Here is a 12440-nt window from a genome sequence, read left to right as displayed (position 1 = left end):
GCTTTTGCACCCAACGCACGATGTAGTGGACACGGGTTGGGAAGGCTTTGCTACCGACAGTTTCGCGGCGGTCTACGGCCGTGCTGGCACCAAACGCCTTTGGTCATCCACCGCGTCGCAACTCCCTGACCCCCCGGCCCAGCTTGCGGCGCAACAGGGTGCGCAGGGTCACTCCATCCGAGTATCCGACCTGTGCGGCGACCTGATCGACGCTGGCGCTCCCGGTGCGCAAGAGATGGACGGCATGCTCCACGCGCAAGTCCTGGAAATACGACAGGGGTGTCTTGCCCAAAACGCTTTGCAGCCGCCGCGCCAAGGTGCGCTCGCTTGTGCCCGCGGCGCTGGCCGCCTCGGCCAGCGAGAAACCTTGCGCGAGCCGACGTCTGGCCCAGCACTCGAAGCGCTCTACCATCGGGTCGGCATGCGCAAGGTGGTCGGGAATCACGAACTCGGCTTGCGAACTGCGTGTCTCGACCAGCAGATAGCGTGCCACCAGGGCCGCCAGCGCCGGACTGCGCCCGCGGATGATGCGCAAGGCCAAGTCGACGTGGGCCAAAGCGGCACCCGCGGTGGTGAAGCGTGTCGAGTTCACGATCATGCGTGACTCGTCCAGCGTGACGTTCGGATAGCGCTGCCGAAACATCGGCCCCAGCCACCATGACGTCGTCGCACGATGCCCATCAAGCAGGCCACTCTCTGCAAGCAAGAAACTACCGGAGCAAGCGGCACCAAGGTGCGCGCCAGCGGTGGACCACTGCTGTAGAGCCGCGACCGCATCGGGCACATCGGGGCGTGTGAGCCGAGCCGAGAGCGTGTCAGGCATCTTGTCGCCAAACGCGGGCACGAGCACGACGTCAGGTTCGGGCACACCACGCGCAGTGACCACGGGCACCGTCAAGCCTTGCGCAGTTCGGATGCGACGCCGCACACCCACCAGCGTGAGCTCTATGTGCCCGGGAGCCTGTGGCAGCGAGCCCGCCATCGCATTGGCCAAGCCTATTGTGTCAGTGAGCGCCGCAAGCCCCAGATCAAACACGCCATCACAAATAAGGAGGTGGAGTTTCATGGCAACAATGATACCAATGTTGTCATTATTGCCACTTGAGATGTTTGTCATGAGGCCCTAGACTGCAGTCTCGTCGATCCCTTCATCCACTTTTCCATTTACCCAAAGGAATACAGCATGACCAAGCTCGCCTTGTTTGTTCGCCTCGAAGCTAAACCCGGCCAGGAGGCTGCGCTTGCCGACTTCCTGGCCAGCGCACTGCCGCTCGCCAACGCCGAGTCCGGCACCACTGCCTGGTTCGCATTGAAGTTTGGCCCTTCGACATTCGGTGTGTTCGATGCCTTCGCCGATGAGGCAGGTCGCCAGGCACATCTGAACGGCCAGATCGCCGCGGCCTTGATGGCCAACGCCGCGACCTTGCTGAGTTCTCCGCCCAATATCGAGAAGGTCGAACTGCTTGCAGCCAAACTGCCTGCATGACAACCCGGCCTTGACCCCATCAGGTCACGCTGCAGGATGGGTGTCACACGGCCCTGCGCGGTGCTACCCCTCGATTGACCGGTGGGGATCAAGGCATGGCCCAGGCTGCTCGTGGCGAAGGACTCAGTCCAGCGTTCGTAGCCGCTAACAAAACCATGTCACCGTCAAACACCTGATCGGCGTTTGACGCTGCATGGCGCGTAACAAAAACAATGAGGTCAGCGCAGCACTGTTGCCGCAGGAACTGGGCTTTGACAGCGGCATGACCTGCTGGCGGCGACTGCGCGATTGGCACGCAGCAGGTGTGTGGCACGAGTTTCACCTGACGGAAGCTGCTCGATGCACTGCGCAGGTCGAGAAGCTGGACTTCATCCGATTCAGCATATTCGGAGCCAGGGTACTCAGCCCCGCCCGGAGGACTGTACACCGACCCCAAACCGATGGATTGGGTCAAGCTGGGCAGCAAGCGTCACATCATCACGGAAACCCGAGGTATCGCCGTGATGCTCTGCGTCACCGGGTACAGTTTTCTCATCTGGTGACTCCAGTCGTACCTCGCAGCGTGTCCTGCGTGAAGTACGCCGCGGCTTTTTTGCGATGTCGCGCTCCATGCGAAGGCGAGCATTCTTAGCACGCAATTGGAGTATCTTCATCTGCTCGGGCGAGCGCCTGATGCTCTTGTCCCTACAGCCCGCACCGTCCAATTCTCCCTTGGCTGACACACGTACCCAGTTGCCCAGGCTGGCTTTAGGAATGCCCAGTACCTTGGCCATCACCACAATCGCCTAACCGGAGCGGACCTGCCGAACGGCCGCGTGATTGAACTCTGTCGTGTACTGCGCACGCACCTGCCGCGCAGACTCCTAATAGGTCTCCATCAGGCTCCGGAAAATTAATCGCCACTGTTAATGGCGCTCACCGTTACATGGGTCCGCACGCCAGCGCTCCGAACAGAGTTTTGCTGAATTGCAGGCCTCAGTAACTCCCCGACACTTTCCAAGGGATAGAACTCCGGGTATTGTTTAATCTGCAGGAGTTCGAACTTGTCCTCTGCGATAAAGATTTTTCAAGGCCGCTTCGGACGGGTCGCCCTTCTTGACATGGACGCCCCGCTGGTCGCGCACGCCCATCATCATTGCCATATTCTCATCAAGGCAGGAGGGGCTGACAGCGCCTTTATTGTCCGGGGGGAACGTGCGCCTATCACGGACGAGTTGGCCGTTCTGGTCAACGCTTGGGAGCCACACGCTTACGAGCATGTCGCGCCGACCGATGCGCACACGCTGATACTGGCGCTCTACATCGAGCCAGGCTGGCTCGCAGATCTGCAGCGCTCACTTGCTCTTTCAGCCCATCCACGATTTTTTCCGCAGCGCTGCGTACGCTTAAGTCCCGCAACCCGCAAGATGGTGGAGGAGTTCGTCCTGGAGCTTTGGTGGGACGACGAGGTTTCGCCTTCTCGGCTCGAAGACCTTTTGTTCAACCTCATCATTGCCGTGGTGGAGAGCTATACCGGCTGGCGTGACCTCTCCACCTTGCTGAAGAGTCGGCCGCCCGTCGCCATGGATCCGCGCGTACGCCGGGCAATTGCAATCATGCGTCAGGACGTTGCGCGAGAGCTTGATGTGGACATGCTGGCGACTTCGACAGGTCTGTCGCGGGCACACTTTTTCACGCTCTTTCAGCGCGATACGCAAGTCACCCCTCTGGTCTACGCCAACGTCTTGCGCTTTGAAGCAGCAATTCAACGGCTGACGAAGACGCAGGATGCCGTTGGAGACGTGTCTCACGAGTTGGGCTTTTCTGCGCCCAGCCATTTTTCGCGCTTCTTCCGCTCCCACCTGGGCATCACACCCACCGACTACCGTCGCAAAGTGAATCTTTTCGATCCCCCCTCCGACCGGCGCGTGGAAGAAATTTAGGTTCTATCGAAAAGTCACCAGACTATTTGGATAGTTACCCGACTGGCGGATCAATGGGTGGACTCAAGCGATAACGCTGAGCCGTCTCGTTTCCTGACACTGGCGCTGTAGAAAAAAAGCAGCTGCCAGACAGCTCAGGAGACAAAATTGCATGCAGACCCTTCACTCGCAGAGGCGGCCCGCCGGGCCTGGGTTGGTCAGCGTATCGAGCGCCTGGAAGATGACGCACTGTTGAACGGCAGAGGCGCTTTCGCAGATGACATCGGCGTTCGCCCCGGCACGCTCGAGGCTGCGGTTCTACGCTCTCCTCACCCCCATGCACGGCTGCTTAGGGTCGACGCAACCAAGGCTCTGGCACTTCCTGGCGTGCGCGCAGTTTTGACCGGAGAGGATGTCAAGGCGTGGGCACAGCCTTTCGTGGTGGGAGTGAAGCAACCCATGCAGCACTGGGTTCTCGCCGTGGACCGTGTGCGTCACGTCGGCGAGCCGGTCGCCGTGGTGGTGGCAGAAGACCGCTACATCGCTGAAGATGCGCTAGACCTCGTTCAAGTCGAGTATGAGCCACTGCCCGTGGTCTTGGAGATTGAACAAGCGCTCTCGGAGGCGTCTACGGTGCTGCATGAAGCCGTGGGCTCCAACGTCGTCTCGGACAGGGCGTTCCGATATGGCGACCCAGAGTCGGCGTTCAACGCGCCTGGTGTTCGCACCGTCGGCACCACGGTTCATTACCCTAGAAACACATGCGCTCCGATGGAGTGTGGTGTTGTCATCGCCGAGCACCTGCCGGGCGATGAGGGCTATGACGTCCTCTCCAATTTCATGGGACCGTTCTCCTTGCATGCGGTCATGGCGATGGCGTTGAAGGTGGCGGGCAACAAGCTGCGCCACCGCGTACCGCGCGACTCGGGCGGTAGCTTCGGCGTAAAGCAGGCTGTTTTCCCCTACGTCGTCATGATGTGCCTGGCATCCCGCAAGGCCGGCGCACCGGTGAAATGGGTGGAAGACCGGCTTGAACATTTGAGTGCGGCAACCTCCGCCACCGCACGGCTGACCCACATTGAAGCCGCGGTGACGCCAGAGGGGCGGATCCTGGCGCTCCGGTACGACCAGGCCGACGAGGTCGGGGCCTATCTGCGTGCGCCTGAGCCCGCCACGTTCTATCGTATGCACGGAGCGCTCACGGGTCCGTATGCCATCGACAACCTGTCCGTGCGAAACCGCGTTGTCGTCACAAACAAAACACCCACTGGGCTCGTTCGCGGCTTTGGTGGGCCCCAGGTGTACTACGCCTTGGAGCGACTGATGGACCGCGTCGCGGTGGCGCTCGCCATCGACCCGGTCGAACTGCGCCTTCGCAACTTCGTGCCATCCGATGCCTTTCCCTACACCGCTGCTGCAGGCGCGGTGCTTGACTCGGGTGACTACACACGCCTTGCGATGATGGCCATTGCCGAAGCGGATGTTCATCAGCTGCGAGAGCGACAAGCAGCCGCCCGTGCGGCGGGAAAGCTGTACGGGATTGGAGTGGCGGCCATCGTCGAGCCATCGGTGTCCAACATGGGCTACATCAGCACTGTTCTCACGCCCGAGCAGCGGGCCAAGGCAGGCCCGAAGAACGGCGCGATTGCCAGTGCCACGGTCGCCATCGACCTGCTGGGCGGGATAAACGTTACCATCGCGTCCGCCCCTGCAGGCCAAGGCCACATGACGGTGTGCGCTCAGGTGGTGGCCGACGTGTTTGGTCTCGAGCCGTCACAGGTGGTGGTTAATGTCGAGTTTGACACCGCCAAGGATGCCTGGAGTGTGGCTGCAGGCAACTACAGCAGCCGCTTTGCAGGCGCCGTTGCCGGAACCGTGCATCTGGCAGCTCAACGCCTTCGCGACAAGGTCTCTCGCATTGCGGCGGCAGGCTGGGGATGTCCCGCTGGAGATGTGTGCTTCGAAGGCGGACAGGTCTTCAATCGTGAGCAGCCATCGCAGAGGCAGCCGTTCACCCGCATTGCCGCCAGCCCGCACTGGGCACCGGGGCTACTGCCTTATGGCGTGGAGCCTGGTCTGCGGGAGACCGCGTTCTGGACGCCGGAAACCCTGCGTGCTCCTGACGCGCAGGACCGTGTCAACACCTCTGCCGCCTATGGATTCGTCTTCGACGTCTGCGGACTCGAAATCGATCCCAATACGGGTGCTGTCGTGGTCGACCGCTACATCACTGCGCACGACGCCGGCCGACTCCTGAATCCGGCACTGGCCGACGGCCAGATCCGTGGTGCCTTCACGCAGGGGCTGGGTGCTGCGTTGCTCGAAGAGTTCCGCTACGGTGCAGACGGCAGTTTTCAGAGCGGGACGCTGGCCGACTACCTGATGCCAACGGCCTGCGAGACGCCTGACCCGGTCATCGTCCACCTGGAGACGCCAAGCCCTTTTACCCCATTAGGCGCCAAAGGTTTGGGCGAAGGCAACAACATGAGCACGCCCGTTTGCATTGCCAACGCATTCAGCGACGCGCTGCGGCCCTTGGGCGATGTGGAGGATGTGAGGCTTCCGCTGACACCTGCTCGTGTTCTTGAGCACCTTCAAACGCCTGACCCAGAGTCGACGAATCCGCTGGCTCGCAAAGCGGCGCCAGCACCCGCTGCAGCTGGCGAGGGGTTATCGCTGTCCGCTCAGGGCACGGTGGAAATTGCCGCCACGCCTGAGCGTGTGTTCGCGGTGCTGCTGGACCCGGTTGCACTTGCTAAGGTCATTCCTGGCTGCCACGAATTGAAGACCGACGGGGAGGGTCGATATCGCGCAGACGTGACCGTCGGCATTGGACTCATCAAAGCCAGGTACGAGGCCCTCATCAAGCTGTCGGACATCCAACCGCCGCACAGCCTGCGTTTGGCAGGCAGTGGCAGCTCAAGCCTTGGCACAGGTGCGGGGGATGGCCTGGTTCGACTGGAAGCAACACCCACAGGCACCCTTCTGCACTACGACTACAGAGCGCAAGTCGGTGGAAAGGTCGCCATGGTGGGCAGCCGGATGCTTGAGAGCGCCGCCAGAGTCATCGTCGCTCAACTCTTCGAGTCGCTGGGTCGCCAGGCTTCGGGCGCGGGTGATGCAAACGTCTCATGGTGGCGTCGCCTGCTGATTCGCCTGGGAGTCACGAAATGAAACCACCACTCTTCGACTATGTCCGTGCCGACAGCGCTGAAGCTGCAGCGAAACTTCTGGAACGTTTCGGCGAAGGTGCCCGGATTCTTGCTGGCGGACAGTCGCTGATGGCTGTGCTGAACATGCGGCTTGCGCAGCCCTCTTTGCTGATTGACATCTCGCGCTGCGAATCCCTCTCGATGATTGAGGTCCGCTCCAGGGAAGTGAGGGTCGGTGCGGCAGTGACCCAGGCGCAGCTTCAGGCCCACCCGGATGTCCCCCCGCTGTTGAAGCTGGCCTTTCCCTACATTTCCCACTTTCAGATTCGAAATCGGGGAACGGTCTGTGGCTCGATTGCTCACGCAGACCCATCGGCCGAGCTGCCACTGTGCCTGCTCGCACTCAAGGGGGTTGTCCATCTGCTCAGCTCTCGTGGACGTCGCGACGTGCCTGCCTCCGAGTTCTTCACCGGGCTACTGAGCACCGCCCGCGCCAACAATGAACTGATTGAAGCGGTGAGCTTTCCGCGTCCGGCGGGCGGGCAAGGGTTTGGCTTTGCCGAACACTCGCGCCGCCATGGTGACTTCGCCCTTTGCGCAGTGGCTGTGGTGTCAGATGCAAAAGAACTGCGAGTGACCGTGGGAGGGCTTGGTGACAGACCTCACGCCGAAGTCATTCCTCAACTTGAGGGCGATGCACTTGACAAGGCGTTGAACGAGCTCGCCTGGTCTCTTGATGTGCGCGACGACCCGGCCACCCCAGCAGCGACGCGGCGCCATCTGTTACGTCGCCTGGCTGTCCAGGCCATCCAGCAAGCACGGAGACAAACATGAATACCCCAATTCTCGACAAGGGAGGTTTGCACCTGGTGCAGCTCACCCTGAATGGGCGGAGCCGCTCGGGCCGCGCACAACCTCGAACCCTGCTGAGTGATTTTCTACGCCACGAACTGGGCGCAACAGGCACGCACGTGGGATGCGAGCACGGGGTCTGTGGCGCCTGCACGGTCCGGATCGATGGCGTGGCAAGCCGCTCCTGCCTGACGCTTGCGGTGCAAGTCGAAGGTCGTCGTGTTGACACGGTCGAAGACTCGGAGAACCAAGATGATTACCTCGTTCGCCTCAAGGCTGCGTTCAAGCGACACCACGCGCTGCAGTGCGGCTTTTGCACCGCAGGAATTCTGATGTCCAGCGCAGATTGGTTGAAGCGTCAGCACGACGCTGGCCACCAACCCAGTGAGCATGAAGTACGCGACATGCTCAGCGGCCACATTTGCCGCTGCACGGGATACACCCCCATCGTAAACGCCGTCCTGGAGGTGTCCCGTGCTTGACCTTGGAAGAACCTTTTTGCAGAGCGTTGACCGCTCTGCCAACACGACAGCACTTGTCGACGGCTCAGTTCGGCTCACCTGGGGTGAGTGGGCCCGCGCCATCGGCGGCGTCCAGCGTGGCCTGGCAGCCCTGGGATTGCGTCATGGGGACCATGTCCTCAGTGTGCTGCAAAACCGGTACGAAGCGGCCACCTTGCACTGGGCCTGTCAGTTCTCTGGCCTCGTGATGACGCCACTGAACTGGCGCGCCAAGCCCGAGGAGGTTGACTACGTGCTGCGTGACTCCGAGGCACGTCTTCTGGTGTTCGAGGCTGCGTCGGAAGAGTCGCTGGAGAGCTCCGTTCTCGGCAAGACCGTCACGCGCATAGCCGTGGGCACCGTGCGTAGTGAGGCGCCCCGCTTTGATGACTTGCTCAAAGAACACCGAGACCCCACACCTTTGGCCCGCGCCGAAGACCTCTCCTTGATGCTCTACACGTCGGGAACAACGGGCGCGCCCAAAGGCGTCCCACGGCGCCAGCGTACAGAGAGGGTGGCGGCACTCGCCCATGTGGCTCAAAACCGCTACGCGTACGGCGAACGCACCCTTGGCGTGATGCCGCTGTACCACACCATGGGCGTGCGTTCTCTGCTGACGATGGCCCTTGTCGATGGGCGCTTTGTCTGCATGCCCCGATTTGATGCCGCCACGGCGCTGAGAGCCATCGAATCGGAGCGGGTGAGTCATCTGTACCTCGTGCCCACGCTGTACCACGACCTCCTTGCGCACCCAGAGTTCAAGCGAACTGACACCCACTCGGTGCGCAAGCTGGGCTTTGCCGGTGCTCCCATGCACGATGCGCTGCTGCTGCGGCTTCAGCAAGCGTTCCAGCCCGAACTCTTCGTCAACCACTACGGCAGCAGCGAGATCTACACATTCTCAATCAATCAGGACGCCGTGGGTAAGCCCGGCTCTGCGGGACGGGCAGGCATCAACACACGACTGCGTGTCATCAAGCTCGATGCCAAGAGCCCGGAAGACTTGGCAGCGCCTCTCGAAGAAGGCCAGATTGTGGCCGAGCTCCTCAGCGACGAAGCGTTCGAGGGTTATCACAAGCGCCCCGAAGCGAACGCGCGGAGCCTGCGTGACGGCTGGTACTTCACGGGCGACACGGGTTACCTCGACGCAGAGGGTGACCTCTTCGTGACCGGTCGCGTCGACGACATGATCATCAGCGGCGGCGAAAACATCTCACCCGTGGACATCGAGTCGGTGCTCTCTTTGCACCCCAGTGTCGATGAGGTGGCAGTAGCTGGCCTGAAGGACGAGCGATGGGGGCAGCGGGTGGTGGCGTTCGTGAAGACCCATGACGCCGTGGGGGCTGATGCCCTGGATGCCCACTGCCGCGCTTCTGACCTCGTGAACTTCAAGCGCCCTCGCGAGTACGTATTCGTTCGCGAAATCCCCAAATCCCCTGTCGGAAAGGTCCTGCGCCGCAAGTTGGTAGCAGGCGAATTTGAAGCAGCGCGACCTCCGCTGCCTCAGGTGCCACCCGCTTGATGCGCGTCCATCAATCCATTCACTTCTTCAAACCCTCTTCAACCAGTCGTAAAGGAAATCATGCAACTCAATGACCTCAACCATCCTGCGCTCACCCTGAGCTCCACCCTGGACGGCTACCGCGTGGAGATAGACCCATCGCGTGAACGCGCTGACATCGTTCTGTGCCGTCCCCCGTTCAACGTGATCTCCATGACACAGCGAGAGCAGCTGCGCATCACATTTGAAGCGCTGGATGCCAACGACAGCGTGCGCGTTATCGTCCTTCGCTCGGAAGGAGAGCACTTCTCCAGCGGCGGCAACATCAAGGGCTTCCTGGAGGCCTCTCCCGAGCACGTTAGCAAGCTCGCATGGAACGTTGCAGCACCCGCCCGCTGCAGCAAGCCTGTCGTGACCGCTGCCCGTGGCTACTGCTTTGGTGTGGGCTTTGAACTCTCCCTGGCGTGCGACTTCCGTCTCGTAACACCCACCACGCTGTATGCGCTGCCCGAGCAAAAGTTGGGCCAGATTCCTGGCTCCGGCGGCTCTGCACGTCTGCAGAAGATGGTTGGTATCACGCGCACGAAGGACATCGTGATGCGCAGTCGTCGCTTCACGGGCCCGCAGGCCTACGACTGGGGTGTAGCGACCGAGTGTGTGCCCGATGCGGAGCTGGAAGCAGCAACCGACGCACTGGTCGACGAGCTGCGTGGTTTCTCCCCACTTGCCCAACGCACTGCAAAGAAGCTGCTCAACGACACCGAGGACTCGCCCCTGTCGATTGCCATCGAACTGGAAGGCCACTGCTATTCGCGCCTGCGTAGCTCTGACGACTTCAGAGAAGGTGTCGAAGCATTCCATGACAAGCGTCGTGCGCGCTTCACGGGCACCTGAGTTTCCTGAATTCGTTCCCCAGCTTCCCCCTGCCGCTTGACCACCAATAACCCAACGAGGAGACATACGTGAAAACCAGAAACACTGCCATCGCCCTGGCGATTGCCTGTATTGCAAGCAGCGCTGCTGCGCAGAATCAGCCCATCCGCATCGGTGTCGTGACCCCACTGTCCGGTACCTATGCAGGCATTGGCCAGCAGGTGAGATGGGGCCTGGACCTTGCCGCGCGCCAAATCAACGCCGCCGGCGGAGTGGCCGGTCGACAGCTAGAGCTGATCTATGAAGACGAAGAAGCCAACCCGGCTGTTGCTGTGCAAAAGGCAGAGAAGCTCTTCCAGGTCAACAAGGTCGACTTCCTGACCGGCACGGTCAATAGCGGCGCCACCCTTGCTGTGGGTCAGGTAGCAGAGCGCAACAACCGCCTCATTGCAACCACCGTTTCATTCGCCGACTCGATCACTGGTGACAAGTGTTCACCCAATGTGTTCCGCGTGAACGCACGGGCAGGTATGCAGTCTGCTGCACTGGCCGACTGGATAGCTCGCACACGGCCCAATGCCAACGTCTTTTATCTCGGACCCGACTACGAAATGGGCCGTAGCACGGTGGCGGCATTCAAATCTGCTGCCGAAGCCAAGGGCGCAAAATCCGTGGGCGAGGTGTTTGCTCCGCTGGACAACAAGGACTACTCCCCGTTCTTCGGTCAGATGCGTTCGTCGCGTCCTGCCGTGATTTACACCTCGGTTGCAGGTAACGACACGGTGCGCCTGTTCTCCCAGATGGCTGAGTTCGGAATCAACCGCAACGTTCAGGTGGTTGGGGCCTCCGGCACCGTGACCTCGCAAAACCTGCCCGCCATCGGCAAGAACGCGGACGGCTTTGTGACCGGCGTGGGCTATGCAACGAGCATCGACAGCGCCGAGAACCGCAAGTTTGTAGCCGACTTCGAAGCCGCCAACAAGAGCGCACCGGACCTCTACGGCGCCGACAGCTATGGCGTGTTGTTCTTCTACAAGGCAGCGGTCGAGAAGGCAGGCAGCACCGACACCGACAAGGTGCGGGCCGCCATGCGTGGGCTGCAGTGGAGCACCCCTCAAGGCACAAAGACCATGCGTGCCGGTGACCACCAGGCCATGCAGGACATGTACGCGATGCGTGTGACCAACGGCAAGTTCGAGCTGGTGGGCCAGGTCAAGGCCGACGCGGCCATCGGCGCCGACGTCTGCACGCGATTCTGAAGCCACGACCGAGTCCAACACCATGAGCAACGCTATGGAATGGCTGCAGTTCGTACTGGCACCACAGATGATTAACGGCCTGTCCATTGGCGTGGCCGTGGTGTTGATGGCATTGGGCCTGACCATCATCTTCGGTCTGCTGGATGTCATCAACATGGCCCATGGCGAGTTCTACGCCATAGGAGCCTACCTTGCCGTCGCCTTGTTGGCGACGGGCATGTCGTTCTGGTGGGCTTTGGTCCTGACGCCGCTGCTGATGGCGGTGTTGGGCTTCGTCACCGAGAGAGGACTAATCCAGCGGGTGTTTCACAGCAAGGACCGTCACACGCTGACCCTGCTCCTTACCTTCGGCGTGGCGGTGGTGCTGGAAGACGCGCTCAAGATTGCGTTCGGCGCCAACCCCCTTCGCCTGGAGGCGCCCATCAGCGGCGCCACCGAGATGCTGGGATTGTTCTTTCCCAACTACCGTCTGTTTGTCATGCTGTTCGGGGGGGCGCTCATCGCTGGGGTGTGGCTGCTGGTCTTTCGCACCTCGCTGGGTGCGATCGTTCGCGCGGCCGCATATGACCGGAACATGAGCGCCTCGCTGGGTGTTCCGGTACAGCTCGTCTACGCGGGCACCTTTGCCTTTGGGGTGGCCCTGGCTGGTATCGCTGGCGTTTTGCTGGCCCCCATCTACTCGGTGTTTCCGACCATGGGCAAGGACTTCGTCCTGATCGCCTTCAGCGTGGTCATCATCGGCGGCATGGGTTCCATCAAGGGTGCTTTGCTGGCAGGCCTGTTGCTCACGCAGGTGCAGTCCATCTCCAGCCTTTACATCTCCCCGGTGTGGAGCGACCCCCTGCTGTTCGGCATCATGGTCCTCGTGTTGATGTGGCGCCCGCAAGGCTTGTTCGGAAAACTTGGGAGCGCCTGA

10 protein-coding genes and 1 pseudogene are annotated in these 12440 nt (G+C 61.3%); 9 read left to right on the top strand and 2 right to left on the bottom strand.

Going from position 1 to position 12440, the window contains the following annotated elements; translation table 11 throughout:
* Positions 1-103 precede the first annotated feature (103 nt).
* Complete coding sequence (locus C8C95_RS02145) at positions 104-1066, bottom strand: helix-turn-helix domain-containing protein (protein ID WP_116750105.1); 963 nt, start codon at positions 1064-1066, stop codon at positions 104-106.
* Between the two features lie 117 nt (positions 1067-1183).
* On the opposite strand from C8C95_RS02145, the gene C8C95_RS02140 reads away from it, so the two are divergent.
* Entirely contained in the window at positions 1184-1486 is a 303-nt protein-coding gene (locus C8C95_RS02140; protein WP_007182542.1) for an antibiotic biosynthesis monooxygenase, read from the top strand.
* A gap of 511 nt (positions 1487-1997) precedes the next feature.
* On the opposite strand, the pseudogene C8C95_RS02135 reads toward C8C95_RS02140, so the two are convergent.
* Positions 1998-2334, bottom strand: a pseudogene (locus C8C95_RS02135) (transposase); the annotation flags it as partial.
* Positions 2335-2529: 195 nt separating this feature from the next.
* On the opposite strand from C8C95_RS02135, the gene C8C95_RS02130 reads away from it, so the two are divergent.
* From C8C95_RS02130 to C8C95_RS02095, 8 genes are all read left to right on the top strand, one after another.
* Positions 2530-3408, top strand: coding sequence for an AraC family transcriptional regulator (locus C8C95_RS02130; protein ID WP_015014923.1), 879 nt, complete (start codon positions 2530-2532; stop codon positions 3406-3408).
* Positions 3409-3555: 147 nt separating this feature from the next.
* Positions 3556-6561, top strand: a complete 3006-nt coding sequence (locus C8C95_RS02125) for a molybdopterin cofactor-binding domain-containing protein (RefSeq protein WP_116747477.1) — start codon at positions 3556-3558, stop codon at positions 6559-6561.
* Entirely contained in the window at positions 6558-7373 is an 816-nt protein-coding gene (locus C8C95_RS02120) for an FAD binding domain-containing protein (RefSeq protein ID WP_060985427.1), read from the top strand. Before C8C95_RS02125 ends, C8C95_RS02120 begins: the two co-directional genes overlap by 4 nt.
* Positions 7370-7873, top strand: coding sequence for a (2Fe-2S)-binding protein (locus C8C95_RS02115; protein WP_015014920.1), 504 nt, complete (start codon positions 7370-7372; stop codon positions 7871-7873). Before C8C95_RS02120 ends, C8C95_RS02115 begins: the two co-directional genes overlap by 4 nt.
* Complete coding sequence (locus tag C8C95_RS02110) at positions 7866-9413, top strand: AMP-binding protein (RefSeq protein WP_116747476.1); 1548 nt, start codon at positions 7866-7868, stop codon at positions 9411-9413. The genes C8C95_RS02115 and C8C95_RS02110 overlap by 8 nt, the downstream gene beginning before the upstream one ends.
* A gap of 60 nt (positions 9414-9473) precedes the next feature.
* Positions 9474-10286, top strand: coding sequence for an enoyl-CoA hydratase/isomerase family protein (locus C8C95_RS02105; protein ID WP_116747475.1), 813 nt, complete (start codon positions 9474-9476; stop codon positions 10284-10286).
* A 68-nt stretch (positions 10287-10354) separates the two neighbouring features.
* Positions 10355-11524 (top strand): ABC transporter substrate-binding protein, encoded by a 1170-nt coding sequence (locus C8C95_RS02100; protein ID WP_116747474.1) that lies wholly within the window; start codon positions 10355-10357, stop codon positions 11522-11524.
* A 22-nt stretch (positions 11525-11546) separates the two neighbouring features.
* Positions 11547-12440 carry a branched-chain amino acid ABC transporter permease gene (locus C8C95_RS02095; RefSeq protein ID WP_108499321.1) on the top strand — a complete coding sequence of 298 codons (894 nt, stop codon included), beginning with the start codon at positions 11547-11549 and terminating at the stop codon, positions 12438-12440.

This window comes from Acidovorax sp. 99 (assembly GCF_003096455.1).
GTDB classification, from domain to species: domain Bacteria; phylum Pseudomonadota; class Gammaproteobacteria; order Burkholderiales; family Burkholderiaceae_C; genus Acidovorax; species Acidovorax delafieldii.
Note: the sequence above shows the minus strand (reverse complement) of the source record. Positions and strands in the feature narration are given on the sequence as shown.